We start from the raw sequence: 18,072 nt of genomic DNA, 5'->3' as shown, positions 1-18,072 counted from the left end.
ACCACCGCTAAAGCCTCATCCATGGTCGAATTGGTTCAGCAGCATCCGTCCGGTGGTTACATCCTGGACGAACTTCACGTCGGCATGGCGGCCGAGAAAATCGTCGTCGCGACGGAGGACCGCATTCGGCTGTTCGCTGAGGCGTCCGACGACTTCAACCCGGTGCATCTGGACGAGGCCTTCGCCTCCAAGACCGCCTATCGCGGCCGTATCGCCCACGGCCTGCTCAGCGCTTCGTTCGGCTCTGCGGTGGTCGGCACCATCCTGCCGGGCGCCGGCTCGATCTACATTTCCCAGACCCTGGCCTTCCATCAGCCGGTGCGGATCGACGACGTCGTGCGCATCCTGATCACCGTGATCGAGGTCGAGCCCGAGAGCGCGCGGGTCAAGCTCAGCTGCGAAGGCTTCGTCGGCGAGACCATGATCATGGACGGCGTCGCCGTCGTCCGCGTCCCCCGCCGGCGCAAACCGTCCCAGCGTTGATGCAGATTGTCCGCGACTGGCGCGACCTGCCGGACGCGCTGAAAGGCGCGGCGGTCGCCGTCGGCGCCTTCGACGGCGTGCATCGCGGGCATCAGGCCGTCATCGCCGGCGCACGCGACGCGGCGGAACGGCTGAGCGCGCCGCTGGGCGTCGTCAGCTTTGATCCTCATCCGCGCCGCTGGTTCCAGAAAGACGCCGCGCCCTTTCGGCTGATGACGGCCGACCAGATGGCTGAGGCCTTGGCCCCACTAGGTGTAGGCATCCTTTATCTGCTGCCCTTCGACGCCGAGATGGCCGGCATGACCGACGCCGCCTTCGCCGAGCGGGTGCTGGCCGGGGGCCTGGGCATCCGCCACGCCGCCGTCGGGTTCGACTTCACCTTCGGCAAGGGCCGATCCGGCTCGCCCGAGGCCCTGCGCGTCTACGGCGAGCGGCTGGGCTTCACCGTTTCGGTCGCCGAACGGCTGGATGACCCGGACGGGCTGAAACTGTCGTCCAGCGCCGTTCGAGAGGCCCTGAAGGCCGGCGACATGGCCCGCGCCGCCGCGATCCTGAGCCGCCCCTTCGCCATTCGGGGCGAGGTCATCCACGGCGACAAGCGCGGCCGCACCATCGGCGTGCCGACGGCCAATGTCCCGCTGGGCGACTATATGCGCCCCGCCTATGGCGTCTATGCGACCCGCTGCCGATTGCCGGACGGGCGGGTGATCGACGGCGTCGCCAGCTTGGGCGTGCGTCCCATGTATGCGCTGGAGACCCCGCTGATGGAGGTCTGGCTGTTCGACTTCGACGGCGACCTTTACGGCCAGACGCTGGACACCGAACTGGTCGCCTGGCTGCGCGGCGAGGAGACCTTCGACGGTCTCGACGCCCTGAAGACCCAGATCGACGCCGACGCGGCGGCGGCGCGGACCGTCCTCAGCCGCTCATAGAGGCCGAAGCTCAGCCGCGAACCGCTTCCAGTTCTGCACATAATGTTCGGCCGACATCTGCAGCACGGCGATGTGCGCCGGATCACGTTCCCGCACCACCTTGCCGGGTTGCCCCACCACCAGACTATTGTCCGGGATGATCTTGCCCTCGGTGATCAGCGCATTGGCCCCGATGATGCAGTTTCGGCCGATCCTGACCCCGTTCAGCACCACCGCCCCGATGCCGATCAAGCTGTAGTCCCCGACTTCGCAGCCATGCAGCATGGCCTTGTGCCCCACCGTCACGCCGCGCCCCAGCGTCAGCGGCGACCCCATGTCGGTGTGAAGCACGCTGCCGTCCTGAATGTTGCTGTCAGGCCCCACGGTGATCGGATCGTTGTCCCCGCGCAGCACGGCGCCGAACCAGACACTGGCGTTGGGATGGAGAATCACATTCCCTATCACCGATGCGCTTGGCGCCACCCAGTATTCGCCCCGCGGCGGAAGCTGCGGTTTGCTGTCGCCCAAGGCGTAAATGGTCATCTGTACACCGCCTAATCTTTGAAAAACGAGGGCTTTAACGGATCGCTAACCACGATAGCATCATTCTGTTGATGCGATTCGTGGGTCGCCATTTCGGCCCCGGATCCGAAACCGGATCAAGCCCGATCCGGTCATCAAGTCGGGGCTTTCGCGTGGCGCGTTGGGATCCTGGTTCGGTTGTTCGGCGGCGGGCGCACCCCGTTGCAGACGGCCCTGCTGTCGATCCGGGCCGCTGCTCTGCAGGCCTCGACCTCTTCCTCCCCAAGACCATCCAAGGCGGCGCCCGTTCGGGTCCGCCTTTTTTCATGCCCTGGAGGCGTCCATGACCAAGCGTGCTGCAACCAAGCGTCAAACGCGTGAACACGGAATCCTGGATTCGCGTGATTTCATGGAGGAGTCGAAAGTTCGTCGGCTTCACGCCCCACATCACGAGCGATCAGGGTGGTCGCCCTATCCTTCGAACGACGACCGCGACCAAGGTTATCTGAAGACGCTGAAGCCCAAGTCTGAGGGCCAGGGCGAGTTGATGGAAGCCATCGACCACCACAACCTGGTCATGGCGCTGGGTCCCGCAGGCACCGGCAAGACCTACCTCGCCGTCGCCAAGGCGGTTGAGGCGCTGGAGGCGGGCAAGGTCGGCCGCATCGTCCTCAGCCGCCCTGCTGTCGAGGCCGGCGAATCCATCGGCTTCCTGCCCGGCGACATGGAAGACAAGCTGGCTCCCTATCTGCGCCCGCTCTATGACGCCCTGTCCGATCGTCTGTCGATGAAGCGGGTCAAGGCGCTGATGGCCGAAGGCCTGATCGAGATCGCCCCGGTCGGCTATATGCGCGGCCGCACGCTGAACAACGCCTTCATCGTCGTGGACGAGGCGCAGAACTGCACCTACGTCCAGCTCAAGATGTTGCTGACCCGCCTAGGCTGGCATTCGACCATGGTGGTGACGGGCGACCCGCAGCAGTCGGACCTGCTGCCCGGCATCTCGGGCCTGTCGGACATCTCGGCGCGACTGGAGGCCGTACCCGACATCGCCGTGGTGCGTCTGGCCGAGCGCGACATCGTCCGCCACCCGCTGGTCGCGTCGATGATCGGCGTCCTCTAAAGCCCGATCCTGCAGCCGCCGCTGGACGGCGTCGGCTGCAGGCGCGTTGCACCGCGAAACCAAAAGCCATTGTCCCCGGGCGCACCGCACCGCTAAAGGTCGGCTCGCGGCTGATGAGGGATTTCGATGCGCGTAGCGATGATTGGGACGGGCTATGTGGGCCTGGTGTCCGGCGCCTGTTTCGCCGACTTCGGCCATGTCGTCACCTGCATCGACAAGGATCCCTCCAAGATCGAGCGGCTGGAGCGGGGCGAAATCCCGATCTATGAGCCGGGGCTGGATGATCTGGTCGCCGCCAATGTGCGCGAAGGTCGACTGTTCTTCACCCTGGACGGCGCCGAGGCCATTCGCCGGGCCGACGCCGTCTTCATCGCAGTGGGCACGCCGACGCGTCGCGGCGACGGCCATGCCGACCTGTCCTACGTCCACGCTGCCGCCGAGGAGATCGCCGGCCTGATCGAAGGCTTCACCGTCGTCGTCACCAAGTCGACCGTCCCGGTCGGCACGGGCGATGAGGTCGAAGCCATCATCCGCAAGACCAATCCGAAGGCCGACTTCGCCGTCGTCTCCAACCCCGAATTCCTGCGTGAAGGCGCCGCGATCGGCGACTTCAAACGTCCCGACCGAGTCGTCATCGGCATCGACGACATGACCGGCGACGCCGGCGGTCGCGCGCAGAAGGTCATGAGCGAACTTTATCGTCCGCTGAACCTGAATGAGAGCCCGCTGCTGTTCGTGGGCCGTCGCACGTCCGAACTGATCAAATACGCCGCCAACGCCTTCCTGGCGATGAAGATCACCTTCATCAACGAGATGGCCGACCTGTGCGAAGCCGTCGGCGCCGACGTCCAGCAGGTCGCGCGCGGCATCGGCTTGGACAAGCGCATCGGCTCGAAGTTCCTGCACGCCGGCCCCGGCTATGGCGGCTCGTGCTTCCCCAAGGACACCATCGCCCTGGTCCGCACCGCCCAGCAGTATGGCGCGCCGACCAAGCTGATCGAGGCCACGGTCGAGGTCAACGACGCCCGCAAGAAGGCCATGGCCGACCGCGTCGCCGCAACCTTGGGCACAAGCGTCCAGGGCAAGACGGTCGCCCTCCTGGGCCTGACGTTCAAGCCGAACACCGACGACATGCGCGATGCGCCGTCGCTGGACATTGCGCCTGCTCTGATCGCCGCCGGCGCAACCGTCCAGGCCTTCGATCCCGAAGGCATGCATGAGGCCGCCAAGCTGTTGCCGGACATCCAGATGAAGGACAGCGCCTATGACGCCGTCGTCGGCGCCGACGCCGTGGTCCTCGTCACCGAATGGGACCAGTTCCGCGCCCTGGATCTAGACCGCATCAAGCTGCTGATGAAACAGCCGGTCTTGGTCGATCTGCGCAACATCTATCGACCCGAGGATATGAAGCATCGCGGCTTCCGCTACATGGGCATCGGGCGCGGCTGATGGGCGCGCCGATCCTCGTCACGGGCGCGGCCGGCTTCATCGGCATGCACGTCGCCGAGCGGCTGCTGGACCGGGGCGAGCAGGTGATCGGCGTCGATGTCTTCAACGACTACTACGATCCGCGCCTGAAGGCCGCCCGCGCCGCTCGGCTTGAGGGTCGCGACGGTTTCAGGATGGTCCGCGCCGACATCGCCGACCACGAGCAGATGCGTGCGCTGGTCGCGGATGCCGGGGTCAAGCGGATTGTCCACCTCGCGGCCCAGGCCGGGGTCCGCTACTCCCTCGAGAACCCCTTCGCCTACGAGCGGTCCAACCTGGCCGGCCATCTGTCGATGCTGGAGGCCGCGCGGCACAATGACGTGACCCACCTGGTCTATGCCTCGTCCAGTTCGGTCTATGGCGACCGGCCTCTGGAGGGTTCGGGCTTCCGTGAAGACGACCCGACGGTCAATCCCGTCTCGCTCTACGCCGCCACCAAACGCTCGTGCGAACTGATGAGCCAGAGCTACGCCAGGCTCTATGGCTTTCCGCAATCGGGGCTGCGGTTCTTCACCGTTTATGGCCCCTGGGGCCGGCCCGACATGGCCTATTTCAGCTTCACCCAGAAGATCGTGCGCGGCGAGCCGATCGAGGTCTTTGGCGAAGGCAAGATGGCGCGCGACTTCACCTATATCGACGACATCGTCGACGGCGTGGTCGCCGTGCTGGACCGCCCCCCGGCGCGGGGCGTGCATGAAATCTACAATATCGGCGACAGCCAGCCCGTCGGCCTGATGGAGATGATCTCCACGCTGGAAACCGCGCTGGGCGTCAGCGCGAACAAGATCATGCGGCCGATGCAGCCCGGCGACGTCACCGCCACCTATGCCGACATTTCAAAGTTGAACGCCCTGTGCGGCTATCAACCCAAGGTCCCGTTGAAGATCGGACTGGAAAAGTTCGTCGCCTGGTGGCGTCAATACGAGAACGGTTGACGCAAGAAGGCTGGGGGGCCGATGCGACGCGAAATCCTGCCGGCGGGCGTCGCCCTGATGCTGTTCGGCGCAACCGACGCCTCGGCTCAGGCTTTGCGCTCGGCTCAGGACGCGCAAATCGACCTCTTCGTTCGCAACCGCGCGGTCGCCGTGCGTGACCGGCCGCAACCCTCCTATGACCCGCTCGGCATCCGGGCCGGCGGCTTCACGACCTTTCCTCGGCTTCAGTCGGGCGTCGTCCAAAACGACAACGTCTTTGCAGCCGAAGACGACCGTCAGCCTGCAACGACCTTGCGCCTGACGCCTGAGGTCCTTGTCCGATCCAACTGGTCGCGCCACGCGCTTGAAACCCGCGCCCGCGCCGAAATCGACCGGAATCTCGATTTCGACAGCGAGAACACGACCGACTGGAGCCTGGGCGGCGCCGGCCGTCTCGACATCGTTCGAGGCGCCGACATCACCTTGGCCGCCGACTACGCCCACGATCACGAGGCCCGCACCGCCGCGGGGGCCGGCCCCGTTGCTCGCCGCCCGATCGCCTTCGATCTGGCCTCCGCCTCGCTTGCGGCGACGCGCACGCGGGGTCCATTGCGCCTCCGGGCCGACGCCGCCGTTCTTCGCTATGACTACCGCGATGGACTGAGCGCTGCCGGCGCCGTAATCGAACAGGACGACCGGGATCGCACCGTCGTCCGCCTGACCGGCCGCGCCGACTACGCCCTCTCTCCCGCGACGGCCCTGTTCGTCCAAATCGCCCGTGATGACCGCGACTATCGCAAGGTGGCAGGGTCGCCGGAACGATCCTCTTCCGGCCACGAAGCCCTCGCTGGCGTGGACTTCGAGCTGGGCGCGCTGATCCGGGGCGAGGTCGCCGCCGGATACATCCGCCAGGATTTCCAGGATACAGCCTATGGCGATCTCGACGGTGTCGGCGGTCGTGCGCGCCTGTCGTGGTTTCCCACGCAACTGACGACCCTGACCACCACCGCCGGGCGCAGCGTGGAGGACACCGGCGTGATCGGCTCGGCCGGCGCCCTGCGCACCGGCGTGTCGATCGGCGTGGACCACGAACTGCTGCGCAATCTCATCCTGACGGCGGAAACGGCGTGGAGCGAAGACGACTACAACGGCCTCGACCGCACCGACACGCGCTTTGCCGCCAGCTTCAGCGCCGTCTATCGCCTCAACCGTCGCGACGGTCTGACCGCCGGTCTGACCTATCTCGACCAGTCGTCGTCCGGCGGGGCGGCGGGACCGAGCTATCGCTCGACACGTCTTTCCTTCGCCGTCGTCTCGCAGTTCTGACTGCACGGCCACAGCGCGAAGATTGACAACCTGAAGACATCATCGCACCACTGGACGGGACGATCACCGTTCGATGGCGCGATGACCCACTACGACACCGCGATCGGCGGTCCCGGCCAGCCGGCGGACGACGCCATCGACCTCCACGCCTTGATCGCCGCCTTCCGCCGTCGGCTCGGTCTGTTCACCGCTATCGCAGCGGGTGTCTTTCTGATCGTACTGGCCCTGATGCTGGGTCAGCCTCCCGTCTATACTGCGACCGCCAGCCTCCAGATCAATACACGCAAGGAACAGGTCGTGGCGGGACAGGCCGTGCTGTCGGCGCTCGACGCCGAGGCGGCCATCGTCGACACCGAGGTCGAAGTTCTGAAGTCACCCCAGCTTGCCGCCCAAGTCGTCCAGACGCTGGATCTAATTCGCGATCCTGAGTTCAACGCTCGCCTGCGATCCTCGCCCCTTACCCGGCGCCTGCCGCGCGCCACGCCTGCGGCTACCGACCCTCAGATCGAGCGGCAACAGGTGATCGACGCCGTCCGGCGACGCCTGACCGTGCGCCGCGTCGGCCTGACCTATTCGATGGCGGTCAGCGTCACCTCCGAAAGTCCGATCAAGGCGGCCCGCATCGCCAACGCCTTCGCCGACGCCTATCTCCAGTCTCAACTCACCGCCAAATTCGACGCTAACGCCCAGGCAAACACCTTCCTGGGCGCCCGGCTGGAAGATCTGCGCCGCCAGGTCGAGGCCGCCGACGCGGCCGTCTCAGCCTACCGAATAGAAAACGGCCTGCTCAGCGCCCAGGGCGCCACCCTGACGGAGCAGGAGATCTCGGCCTACAACCAGCAACTCGCCTTGGCCCGCGCACAGCAGGCCGAGCAGGACGCCCGCCTGCGCACCGCCCGCGCCCAGATGGCGGCCGGCTCCAACGGCGACGATGTCGGCGAGGCCCTCTCCTCTCCCGTCGTCCAGAACCTGCGCGCCCAGCGCGCCGCGATCAGTACGCGCGTCGCGGACCTTTCTGTCCGCTACGGCCCTTTGCACCCCGACATGATCCGCGCCCGTCAGGAGCTGTCCGACATCGACGCTCAGATCCAGGCCGAGATCCGCCGTGTCGTCTCAAATCTCGACGCCCAAGCCCAGGTTGCCCGCCAACGCGCCGCCTCGGTCCAGTCCAGCCTGGACGCCGCGCGCGGCGCGCTGGCCGACAACAATGCCGCCTCGGTGCGCCTGCGCGAACTGGAAGGCGAGGCCGAAGCAGCCCGCGCCATCTACCGCGCCTTCTTGGATCGTTATCGCGAGACCAGCGCCCAGACCGGCGTCGAACAGGCGGACGCCCGCATCGTCTCGCGCGCCACGCCTCCGACCGCGCAAAGCGCGCCGAACCTGATGATCAGCCTCGCGCTGGGCCTAATGCTCGGCGCGGCGGCGGGAAATGGCGCCGTCATCATCGCCAACGCCACGCAGACAGGTCTCAGCGGCCCCGATGACATCGAGCGCAGGCTGAGCGTCGCCGCCGTCGGCGCCGTTCCGCTGGCCTCCTCCGTGGCGACGGCTGAGGATCAGACGCTGCATCCGATCGACCTCGTCGTCCAACGCCCGCTGTCGGTCTTCGCCGAGGCTTTCCGGGCGCTGCGCACGTCGATCACTCCCATCGTCAGCGTCGTGGGCGAACCGTCCGCGCGCATCGTCGCCGTCACCTCCGCCCTGCCTGGCGAAGGCAAGACCACTACAGCCGTCTGTCTGGCCCGCGTCGCCGCGCGCTCCGGCGGACGCGTTCTATTGATCGACGGCGACCCGCGTCGGCGCGGCGTGACACGGATGCTGGGCCTGAACCCCGATCACGGCCTGGCCGAGGTCCTGCACGGCGCGGCGGCCTGGCGAAACGTCTCGGTGCTGGACCCGGACTCCGGCGCACAGGTTCTGCCCCTGTCGGGATCAGGCCTGTCGGCCGACGACCTGTTCGGCGCCCCGCCGATGAACGCCCTGCTCAACGAACTGCGGCAGGCCTTCGACCTGATCGTCATCGACACCGCACCCGTCCTGGTCCTCGCCGACGCCCGCATCCTGGCGGTCAAGGCCGACACCGTCATCCTGCTCGCCCGCTGGCGAAAAACCCCCGCGCGCGCCGTCGCCGCTGCGATCCGCATCCTCAGCCAATCCGGTGTTCGCCTTTCCGGCGTCACCCTCAGCCAGATCGATGTTCGGGCGGAGGCCGGCCTAGGTTATGGCCAAGCCGACTATGATTACCGGGCCTATAGAAAATACTATGCGGCCTGATTGTCGGAAGAGATCAGGCCGCACAATCAGCTTCATATTCTGCCATCGACGACAAGCACCAGAGTTTGAAACACAACGCCGATTGCACCAAGCAAGCTCCCGGCTATCGCGAGCAGCAAGCCGAAGGATCGTGTCGCTTCCGGCTTTGCACGCAGGGCAATCAGGCATTTCCAACATAGGGCGCCAATGCTTGCCAGGCAGAGGGCGCTGAAAGTCAGCCCGACAGCGTTCCAGGCGCCGGCGTCGCCACGCGCCACGTCGCTGGCGCTCGACAGCAGATACAGGCCCAGGAAATGGGCGGCCCAGATCAGGAGGCCGCCCAGCATCAGCAGCCAGAACCTCATGCGCCGACGCCCGGGAACAGGCGGATCAGAAGGGTCGTCGCCGCGCCCTGAACCGCCGTGAAGGCCACGAACAGGGCGACCACTTCGAACGTCGCCGGATAGCGCGGCGACACCAGGCCGCAAAGCCAGCGCAGCAGGACGAACGGTCCCATCAACAACGAAATGCCGACGAATGTCCCCTGCCAGGCCAACAGCGCATAGACGGTCGCGCCCTGGCTGGAGACGTCGGGACGCAGGCCCGAGTTCCACCAGGCCGAGGCCTCGGCCGCAAAGGCGCCGCCCGCCGCCAGGGTGGCGACCAGCATCAGGACAGAGGCGATGCCGGCGCTGCGCGGCCGGTCCAGCTTCAGCGCGCCTTGCGAAGCCCAGGCGCCGAGTCCGGCGGCCGCCAGCAAACTCAGGGTCAAAGGCAGGGAGCCGATCTCGGGCGGCGCCTGCCAAAGGTCCGGTCGGCGGCTCCACAGGAAGACGTAGGAGAAGCAGGCCATGATCGCGACCATGCCCGACACGATCAGGGTGATGACCATCGCCCACCAGCCGTGGCTGCTGGGGCCGGACACATAGGTCGGCAGTCGAACGCCGCCGCCGACATCCACCGTCGCTGGACCGCTGGGGCGATCCAGTCCCCAGCACCATTTGAGGATGCAGTAGACGGCCAGCACGCCGCTGACCAAGGAGGCGACATAGGCCTGGATCGTCAGGATCAAAAAGAAGCCGGCGGTGAATATCGCCCCCCAGACGTACCAGCTGGACGGCCGGGGCATCCGCTGGAGATATTGGGGCTCGGCGTTGATCGGACTGGTGATCATGGTCTCGCGCTCACCGCGCGGCGCGCCGGGCAGGAAATAACGGCCGGCCTCGACGTCGCGCGCCAGGTTCGGCTGGTCCCACACCGGATAAAGGCTCTTGATCACCGGGACGGAGCGTAGCGAGTAGCGACCTGCGGGCAACCACTCCAACCCCGGCCCGCCAAAGACATTGCCCGCGTCCTTTTCGCCGAAGGGCCGGAAGTTGCGGATCATGTCGATCATCCACAACACCACCGCCAGGCCGAACATGAAGGAGCCGACGGTCGAGATCATATTGGGCAGGTCCCAGCCCCGATCCGGCAGATAGGTATAGACCCGCCGCGGCATCCCCATCAGCCCGGTCAGATGCATGGGCATGAAGGTGACGTTGTGACCAACGAACATCAGCCAGAAGATCCACTTGCCCCACCGCTCGCTGAGCGGCCGGCTGCTGGACATCGGCGTCCAGTAGTAGATGGCGGCGAAGAGCGGGAAGACCATTCCGCCGATCAGGACGTAATGCAGGTGGGCGACGATGAAATAGCTGTCGTGGGCCTGCCAGTCGAACGGCACCATGGCGACCATCACGCCGGTCAGTCCGCCCATGACGAAGATCACCAGTCCCCCGACGGCGAACAGGCCGGGCGTGTTGAACCGCATCTTGCCCGCCGCCAGGGTGGCGATCCAGGCGAAGACCTGCACCGCCGCCGGAACGCTGACGGCCATGGAGGCGGCGCTGAAATAGTTGATCGAGATCTGCGGCATGCCCGTGGTGAACATGTGGTGCGCCCAGACGCCGAAGCTGATGAAGCCGGTCGCCAGCATGGCCAGGACTACCAGCCGATAACCGACCAGCTTGGTCTGGGCGACAGCCGGGATCAGGGTCGACATCGCCCCCGCCGCCGGCAGGAAGATGATGTAGACCTCGGGGTGGCCAAAGAACCAGAACAGGTGTTGCCACAGCATGGGGTCGCCGCCCTTGGCCGCATCGAAGAAGGGCCAGCCCAGCGCGCGTTCCAGCTCCAGCAGCAGGGTCGACAGAATGATCGACGGGAAGGCGATGATGATCATGCAGGCGAAGATCAGCATGGCCCAGGCGAAGATCGGCAGCTTGTCCAGCGTCATGCCCGGCGCGCGCGTCTTCAGCACCCCAACGATGATCTCGATGGCGCCGGCGATGGCCGATATCTCGATGAAGCCGATGCCCAGGAGCCAGAAGTCTGCGTTGATCCCCGGCGAATAAGTCATCGACGTCAGCGGCGGGTACATGAACCAGCCGCCGTTCGGCGCCAGGCCGAAGAACAACGAGGCGAAGAAGCACAGCCCCCCGACCAGATAGGCCCAGAAGGCGTAGGCGCTCAGCCTCGGGAACGGCAGATCGCGCGCCCCCAGCATCTGCGGCAGCAACAGCACGCCCAGCGCCTCGACCGCGGGCACGGCGAACAGGAACATCATCACCGTGCCGTGCATGGTGAAGATCTGGTTGTAGGTTTCCTGCGCCAGGAAGCCCGTCATCGGCAGGGCCAACTGGGTCCGCATCAACAGCGCCAGCACGCCTGCCAGCACGAAGAACAGCATGGCCGCGCCGACGTAATAGACGCCGATGTAGTTGTTGTTGATCGCCGTGATCCACTCCCACGGCCGCCGCGGCCCACACCAGACCTCGTCGAGTTGCTCCAGCTCGCCCTCGGGCCGGGCTTCGGTGGTGGGGAAGCGCTTATAGAGTTCGGGATCGAACCCGGTTTCCGAACTCATTTCAGACTTTCCAGATAGGCGGCGACGGCGCGCACGTCCTGGCCCGACAGGACCGCATAGGACGGCATCCGATTTCCGGGCTTCAGGCTCTGGCTGTCCGAAATCCAGCCGGCCATCGTCCCCTGATTGTTCGGCAGGATGCCGGCGCCCAGCGTCTGGCGCGAGCCGACATGGGTCAGGTCCGGTCCCGCCAGACCGTTCGCCTCGGTGCCGCGAATGGTGTGACAGGCGGCGCAGCCCGAGGCGGCGAAGACGTTACGCCCCTGGTCGATCAAGGCGAGCGGCCCCTGGGCCGAGGGCACGACGGCGGCCGGCCGCGACTGACGCGCCAACCAGGCGGCATAGTCGTCCGGCGCATGGGCCACGACCACCAGCCCCATCAGGGCGTGAGGACCGCCGCAATATTCGGCGCATTGGCCGCCGTAGGTCCCAGGCGCATCGGCTTGCAGGCGCATGAAGTTGCGGCGGCCGGGGATCATGTCGGTCTTTCCGCCCAGGCGCGGCACCCAGAAGCTGTGGATCACGTCCGCGCTTTCCAGCTCGAACACGACGGGCTGGCCGGCCGGGATGTGGACCTCGTTGGCGTCCTGGACGATTTCTCGCCCCTGATCGTCCAGATAGGCCACGCGCCACCACCACATTTCGCCGGTGACGCGCACCCGCAGTTCGCCGGGCTTGGGCGCATCGGCCACCCGCGCGGTCGTGGTCAGCCCATAGACCAGCAGCCCGGTCAGAACGACCACCGGGAAGACCAGTCCCGCAATCCAGATCAGTCGCTCGCCGCCGACCCGCCGCTTCCACTTGCGCGGCCCGAACAGGGCGATGCCCAGCGCCACCGCCACCACGACCATCACCACCGCCACCATGATGAACAGCACCCAGGCGACGGTCTGGATCGGTCCGGCGAACGGCCCGGCCGGATCCAGCACGGGCGGCGGCCAGCCGGCGATTCCGGGAGGGGCGTCAGTCTTCATCGAGCGTGTACAGATAGGCCGCGACGTCGCGGGCTTGGTCTTGCGTCAGGGGCATGGGCGGCATGGCGGTTCCGGGGTCCATCGACGGCGCGTCGATCAGCCAGCGGATCAGGACATCGGGCTGGTTCGGCAAGCGTCCGGCGATCAGGGGGCGCGCGCCGAACCCCGCAAGGTTCGAGCCGGACCGGCCCTCGGGCCAGGCGACGCCGGGAATCCGGTGACAGGCCGCGCAACCGACCTCCTTAATCACCGCCAGTCCGGCGGCCGCATCGGCCTGAACCACCGGCCGGGGCAGGTCGGACTTGTCCACGCAGGCGCACAGGGCGAGCGCCAGCGCGCAGGCCGCCGCCCGTCGTCCCATCGCTTCGCCCTTCGTCCGAAAACCCATCCGCCCCCCGAAGCTTCGCCAGAGCAATCCTCTTGTCGGACGGAGGTTCCCGACTGCGACATGGAGCCTCGGCGCATCGCCACAAGGAACCTTCGCCATAAGCAGGTGTTGCACCGCCGTGCGCGCCTCCCTTTCCGTCCTTGTTCTGCTGACCGGCCTGGCCGCCTGCGACGCCACGCCGGGCCAGACGGATCGCACCTTCACGGCGAATGGTCAGGTCATCGCCATGAGCGGCGGCGCCGGCGGGGCGGCCAACGCCTGCTTTACCTGTCACGGCCTGGACGGCGGCGGTGACGGTATCGCCGCCCCGCGGCTTGCGGGCCTGGACGCTGGCTATCTGCAAAAGCAGTTGGAAGACTATGCATCGGGCCTTCGTCCCGACGACGCCATGACCCGCATCGCCAAGGCCTTGGACCAGCAGGGCCGACGCGAGGTCGCCGCCTACTACGCCGCCCTGCCCGCGCCGCCGACGCAACCGCCCGCGCCGACGGCGCCTGCGCCCGCCCTCTTTCTGAACGGCGACCCCTCGCGCGGCATCGTCGCCTGCGCCTCATGTCACGGCGACCAGGGTCAAGGCTCGGGCCAGGGCGGCAACCCGCAGATCGCCGGTCAGCCCGCCGCCTACACGCTGGAACAGATCAACCGCTGGAAAGCGGGCAAACGCCGCAACGACCCGCGCGGCGTCATGGCCGCCGCCGTCAAATCGCTTTCGGACCCAGAAGCCCGCGCCATAGCGTCCTGGCTGTCGACGCAACCCGCTTCTCCAGCGCGCGCCAGCGCCGCTGCCACCGGGTCCGCTTCGGTCGAAGCTGCGGCACGACCGGCAGCATCGCGTGAAACACGTCGTCCCTATCGATCAGATGGTGCTTGAGCGCCGCGCCGGCGTGGATCGGGATCATCAGCAACAGGGTGATGACCAGTCCCCAGTGCATCCATTCCGCTGCCGCCTCGATCGCCCATAGCTGGGTGTTGGATAGATCCTGCAGCGGCAGCAGCGGCCATTTGATGAACCCTAAAGTCTCCAGCTGGCGTGTCCGATCCGTCGCCGAAATCATGGCCCAGCCTGACAGCGGCAGGCCGAACAGGCAGATGTAGAAGACATAGTGGGTCACATGGGCGGCCATGCTCTCCCAACCCGGCTTGTCCGCATCATTGATCAGGTCGGGCGCCAGCAAACGCCATGACAGCCGGCCGATCACCAGGATCAGCATCAATACGCCGATCGCGAAATGCAGGTCGTAGGCGGCCATCATGGCGCCGCCCACCGGCTGGCGCCCCATCCACCAGCCCCAGCCGAGCTGGAAGATCACCAGCCCCGCCATCACCCAATGAAAGCCGATGCCGACGGGCGAGTATCGACCCTCGTCATGGTGACCCGCCGCCCATTCCAGCAGCTGCCTGAACAGTCTTTCGATCATGCCGGATGCGCCTCGGCGTCAGGGCCGATCATTCGCCCCAGCCGCCACAGGGCGGCGATCAGATACAGCGCGGCCGCCGGCGCCCACATGATCAGCCCGGCCGCCTGCTGATCCTCCAGCGGCGTCAGGCCCCAGGCCAGGGTCGAATAGGCATGGGGGGCATAAACCGCCTGCCCCGCAAAGGTCAGCACCGCCCCGAGCAGCCCCATCGCCAGCATGGCCGCCAATAGGGCGATGACCGCCGCCGGCGCAGACGCCGACCGCGACGCGCACCAGAACCAGACGGCGCTCGCCAGCAGACTGATCTGCATCACCCAATAGACCGCATCGTCCGACAGGGCGGCGCCATAGGCGTCAGGCGCATGCCAAGCCCAGAACACCACCGCCTGCACCGCCGTCGCCAGGATCAGCGACCCATATCGTCTTATCGGCAAGGCCGCCGCCAGCAAGGGCGCGGCGACGCCGACCAACAGCACATGATGCACCGTCCTCACCGAGAACAGCGCCGAGCTAAGGGCGCACAGCGGGGAGACAAATCCAACGGCTAAAACAGCGACAGCCGCCAGACCATAGCCGCGCCGCCGCCCTTCCAGCCGCCAAAGTACCAGGCCCGCGGCTGCAATGAGGACGGCCAGCAAGATCGGATCAAGATTCCAGCGCCACTCGCCAAAAGCTGGCGCAGGACCGCAATACGGCATCCAACTCAAACCTGCACCCTCGCCCCTTGCCGGATCTCCTGATCCCCGTGAAAGGGAAAAGCCAAGCCAGCTGTGACGGTTCCGCGCGGATCATTTCTACGACGAATTGCCGCGATCACCCCGTTTCAGCACTAGGGGCGACTTCGGTAGCGTCCCTTGCAACCGACCGTGGCCGCAGTTGATCGACCAAGAAGTCGACGAACACCCGGACGCGAGCGGGAACGCTGGCGCCGCCGACGAATACAGCATGGATGGGCTCACGATCGCCAGGATTGAAATCCTCAAGCAGCGGCACGAGCTCACCCTTCGCAATGGCGTCGGCGACGCTGAAGTCGGCAACTGGATCGGCGGCAAGTTTGCTGACCGTTCTGTCGATCGCACGCTGATCGTCACCCTCGCCGGCCTGTCGCTCGTCCTGCTGACCTTCGCCGTGGCCATGCCTTTCGCCAGCGTAAGCGCCGTTCTCATCTTCCTTTGGGGCATCGCCAGCTTCGCGCTCGTGCCGCCGCTTCAGGTTCGCGTGATGGATGCAGCGCGTGAGGCCCCAAACCTGGCTTCGGCCGTCAACATCGGCGCTTTCAATCTCGGCAACGCCATCGGGGCCGCTCTGGGCGGCGCCGTCATCGCCGGCGGCCTCGGCTATCCAGCTGTCGCTCTGGCCGGCGCCGGCGCGTCCGCCCTTGGTCTGCTGATGATCGTGCTGATGTCACGCCGACCGGTCGTCGTGGTCGCAGCCGAATAGGGACCCCGTCCGCTAGCCATTGTCGTTTCCGGCGCTTTGGCAGCGGTGTTCGAGCGATAGTCGGCGAACGTCGGCAGCGTTTTGAAAGACGGCGCGGCTGATGAAGGCGCCCATGTCGCGCCAGGCGTTGGATATGGTCTGGAAGGTCTGTTCGTCGGTCTGGCTGGCGGCCAGGGCTTCGTTCCAGCGCGATGTCAGCGCATTGATCTCGTCCAGCATCAAAAGCCGCCCGCAGGCCAAGGTCATCCGGTAGCTCGCGCTTCCTTCTCTCATTTTCAGAACTCCTCCCAGCCGGCCGTGTCCGCCTCCTCCACAACAGCCAGCGCGGCCGAGCCGGAAGATCGCAGGGCGGCCGGACGTGTGGATCGGCTCGCGCTCGGCTTGCGCGGCGGTGGGGCGGCGAGGGCTCGGCTGCTCAGCGCGGTTTCGCGCGTCAGGCTGAAGCGCTGGACCAGATCCGACAGCTGACGGCTCTCAGAGGTCAGGCTGTGGCTGGCCGCCGTCGACTGTTCGACCATGGCGGCGTTCTGCTGGGTCACCTGATCCATCTGGTTGACGGCGGTGTTGACCTCTTCCAGCGCCGTCGATTGCTCGCGCGTCGAGGCCGTAATCTCGTTCATCAGCTCGTCGATTTCGGCGACGCGCTTGACGATGGACGACAGGGCGTCGCCCGTTTCTGCGACCAGGGTCACGCCGGACTTCACCTGGACGGACGAGGTGGTGATCAGCGACTTGATCTCCTTGGCCGCCTCGGCGGACCGCTGCGCCAGGGCCCGAACCTCGGAGGCCACCACGGCGAACCCGCGTCCCGCGTCACCCGCGCGGGCGGCCTCGACGCCGGCGTTCAAGGCCAGCAAATTGGTCTGGAAAGCGATCTCGTCGATGACGCCGATGATCTGGTTGATCTGCGACGACGACTGTTCGATCGCGGTCATGGCCTCGACGGCGCGGACGACCACCTCGCGCGACTGCTCGGCGGATTGACGCGAGGTTTCCACGACCGCGGCGGCGCGACTGGCGCCTTCGGCCGCCCGCTTCACCGTAGCGGTGATCTCGTCCAGCGCGGCCGCCGTTTCCTCCAGCGTGGCCGCCTGATGCTCGGTGCGCCGCGACAGGTCGTCGGCCGCTTCGCTGATTTCGGCGGCGCCCAGCTGCATGGCGCCCGTATTGCCGGCGATCTCGGCCATGGCGTCGTCAAGGCGCTGCATGGCGGTGTTGAAGTCGGTCTTCAGGCGCGCATAGACGCCGGTGAAATCGGACGCGATGCGGGTGCGCAGGTCGCCCTGCGCCAAAGCCGCCAGAGCCGCCGCCGTATCCTCCACCACCCGCGTCTGCTCGGCCTCGGCCTCTGCGCGCTTCTGGTCCGCCTCCAGGCGCTTGGTCTCGGCGGCTTCCAGATACAGCGAAATGACGAAATCCATGTCGAGCATTGCGGCCTTCACGACGCTGGCCAGCGTCGCAGACAAGGCCTTGCCGTCGTCGCGCTTCGAAAACAGCGACCGCGTCTTGGCGTGGGATGTGACGATCGCCTCGATCAGCCCTTCCAGGACCAGGGCGTAGCCGCCGATATACCAGCGCGGCTCCAGGCCGATCCGGGCGTGGGTCTGGCCGATGCGGCGCACGCCCTCGACATAGGCCGGATCAAAGGCGCCCGAGGCGATCAAGCCCCAATGTCGCGCCTGGGCGTCCTTGGCCCCCGCGATCTGGCTCTCCACGCCGAAGAAGCGGGCCACGTCCGGCGTCGCGCGAACCTGGTCGTAAAAGGCTTCAAGGCTGGGTTGAAGCGCCGCCTCGATGACGGGCCTGGCGTCGGCGAGGCGGGACCTTGCGGCCTTGTCCATCTTCAAGAAGCGAAGTCTTTGGTCCAGATTCATTGCGTCCGACATGACGGCCCCCTTGCATGGCGGTCAGTTGGACGAGGTTC

At 66.6% G+C, this 18,072-nt stretch carries 17 protein-coding genes and 1 pseudogene; 9 read left to right on the top strand and 9 right to left on the bottom strand.

Annotated features, from left to right (window positions below):
• Positions 1-21: 21 nt before the first annotated feature.
• Both ASF81_RS04595 and ASF81_RS04590 read left to right on the top strand, forming a co-directional pair.
• Positions 22-483, top strand: a complete 462-nt coding sequence (locus ASF81_RS04595; RefSeq protein ID WP_017506733.1) for a MaoC family dehydratase — start codon at positions 22-24, stop codon at positions 481-483.
• Positions 483-1,415 (top strand): bifunctional riboflavin kinase/FAD synthetase, encoded by a 933-nt coding sequence (locus ASF81_RS04590; RefSeq protein WP_055805544.1) that lies wholly within the window; start codon positions 483-485, stop codon positions 1,413-1,415. Before ASF81_RS04595 ends, ASF81_RS04590 begins: the two co-directional genes overlap by 1 nt.
• On the opposite strand, the gene ASF81_RS04585 is transcribed toward ASF81_RS04590, so the two are convergent.
• Positions 1,410-1,937: a gamma carbonic anhydrase family protein gene (locus tag ASF81_RS04585; protein ID WP_055805541.1), complete on the bottom strand. Its 528-nt coding sequence runs from the start codon at positions 1,935-1,937 to the stop codon at positions 1,410-1,412. The two genes, ASF81_RS04590 and ASF81_RS04585, sit on opposite strands and share 6 nt — an antisense overlap.
• Positions 1,938-2,247: 310 nt before the next feature.
• Between ASF81_RS04585 and ASF81_RS04580 the strand changes: the two genes are divergently transcribed.
• The 5 genes from ASF81_RS04580 to ASF81_RS04560 all read left to right on the top strand — a co-directional run bounded on the left by ASF81_RS04580 (position 2,248) and on the right by ASF81_RS04560 (position 9,041).
• Complete coding sequence (locus ASF81_RS04580) at positions 2,248-3,039, top strand: PhoH family protein (RefSeq protein ID WP_088582943.1); 792 nt, start codon at positions 2,248-2,250, stop codon at positions 3,037-3,039.
• 126 nt (positions 3,040-3,165) lie between these two features.
• Entirely contained in the window at positions 3,166-4,488 is a 1,323-nt protein-coding gene (locus tag ASF81_RS04575; protein WP_055805536.1) for a UDP-glucose/GDP-mannose dehydrogenase family protein, read from the top strand.
• The gene (locus ASF81_RS04570) at positions 4,485-5,462 is read left to right on the top strand and encodes an SDR family NAD(P)-dependent oxidoreductase (protein ID WP_156363150.1); all 978 of its coding nucleotides are present in this window, start codon (positions 4,485-4,487) and stop codon (positions 5,460-5,462) included. The genes ASF81_RS04575 and ASF81_RS04570 overlap by 4 nt, the downstream gene beginning before the upstream one ends.
• A gap of 21 nt (positions 5,463-5,483) precedes the next feature.
• Positions 5,484-6,767, top strand: coding sequence for an outer membrane beta-barrel protein (locus ASF81_RS04565; protein WP_055805529.1), 1,284 nt, complete (start codon positions 5,484-5,486; stop codon positions 6,765-6,767).
• Positions 6,768-6,848: 81 nt separating this feature from the next.
• Positions 6,849-9,041, top strand: coding sequence for a polysaccharide biosynthesis tyrosine autokinase (locus tag ASF81_RS04560; RefSeq protein ID WP_055805525.1), 2,193 nt, complete (start codon positions 6,849-6,851; stop codon positions 9,039-9,041).
• A 32-nt stretch (positions 9,042-9,073) separates the two neighbouring features.
• Here ASF81_RS04560 and ASF81_RS04555 read toward each other — a convergent pair whose 3' ends face one another.
• From ASF81_RS04555 to ASF81_RS04540, 4 genes are read right to left on the bottom strand one after another with little or no spacing between them, the layout of a single operon-like run.
• A complete protein-coding gene (locus ASF81_RS04555) occupies positions 9,074-9,385 on the bottom strand; it encodes a hypothetical protein (RefSeq protein ID WP_055805523.1) in 312 nt (103 codons plus the stop codon).
• Positions 9,382-11,928 carry a cbb3-type cytochrome c oxidase subunit I gene (locus ASF81_RS04550; RefSeq protein ID WP_055805520.1) on the bottom strand — a complete coding sequence of 849 codons (2,547 nt, stop codon included), beginning with the start codon at positions 11,926-11,928 and terminating at the stop codon, positions 9,382-9,384. Before ASF81_RS04550 ends, ASF81_RS04555 begins: the two co-directional genes overlap by 4 nt.
• Complete coding sequence (coxB, locus tag ASF81_RS04545) at positions 11,925-12,902, bottom strand: cytochrome c oxidase subunit II (protein ID WP_055805517.1); 978 nt, start codon at positions 12,900-12,902, stop codon at positions 11,925-11,927. Before coxB ends, ASF81_RS04550 begins: the two co-directional genes overlap by 4 nt.
• The gene (locus ASF81_RS04540) at positions 12,892-13,263 is read right to left on the bottom strand and encodes a cytochrome c family protein (protein WP_055754907.1); all 372 of its coding nucleotides are present in this window, start codon (positions 13,261-13,263) and stop codon (positions 12,892-12,894) included. The genes coxB and ASF81_RS04540 overlap by 11 nt, the downstream gene beginning before the upstream one ends.
• Positions 13,264-13,516: 253 nt before the next feature.
• Here ASF81_RS04540 and ASF81_RS15395 point away from each other — a divergent pair.
• A pseudogene (locus ASF81_RS15395) lies at positions 13,517-14,011 on the top strand (cytochrome c); the annotation flags it as partial.
• Here ASF81_RS15395 and ASF81_RS15390 read toward each other — a convergent pair.
• The gene (locus tag ASF81_RS15390; RefSeq protein WP_039245638.1) at positions 13,989-14,708 is read right to left on the bottom strand and encodes a cytochrome b; all 720 of its coding nucleotides are present in this window, start codon (positions 14,706-14,708) and stop codon (positions 13,989-13,991) included. The pseudogene ASF81_RS15395 and the gene ASF81_RS15390 overlap by 23 nt on opposite strands.
• Positions 14,705-15,346, bottom strand: a complete 642-nt coding sequence (locus tag ASF81_RS04530) for a cytochrome c oxidase assembly protein (protein ID WP_235559234.1) — start codon at positions 15,344-15,346, stop codon at positions 14,705-14,707. Before ASF81_RS04530 ends, ASF81_RS15390 begins: the two co-directional genes overlap by 4 nt.
• A 307-nt stretch (positions 15,347-15,653) precedes the next feature.
• Between ASF81_RS04530 and ASF81_RS04525 the strand changes: the two genes are divergently transcribed.
• Entirely contained in the window at positions 15,654-16,148 is a 495-nt protein-coding gene (locus ASF81_RS04525; RefSeq protein WP_235559233.1) for a hypothetical protein, read from the top strand.
• 12 nt (positions 16,149-16,160) lie between these two features.
• Here the strand turns inward: ASF81_RS04525 and ASF81_RS04520 are convergent, their stop codons facing one another.
• Both ASF81_RS04520 and ASF81_RS04515 read right to left on the bottom strand, forming a co-directional pair.
• A complete protein-coding gene (locus ASF81_RS04520) occupies positions 16,161-16,421 on the bottom strand; it encodes a hypothetical protein (protein WP_156363147.1) in 261 nt (86 codons plus the stop codon).
• Between the two features lie 2 nt (positions 16,422-16,423).
• Entirely contained in the window at positions 16,424-18,034 is a 1,611-nt protein-coding gene (locus ASF81_RS04515) for a globin-coupled sensor protein (protein ID WP_055805511.1), read from the bottom strand.
• Positions 18,035-18,072: the final 38 nt, after the last annotated feature.

Source organism: Brevundimonas sp. Leaf168 (assembly GCF_001423685.1).
In the GTDB taxonomy this organism is placed as follows: Bacteria; Pseudomonadota; Alphaproteobacteria; order Caulobacterales; family Caulobacteraceae; genus Brevundimonas; species Brevundimonas vesicularis_C.
The sequence above is the reverse complement of the archived record's forward strand: the minus strand, read 5'-3'. Positions and strand labels throughout refer to the sequence as shown.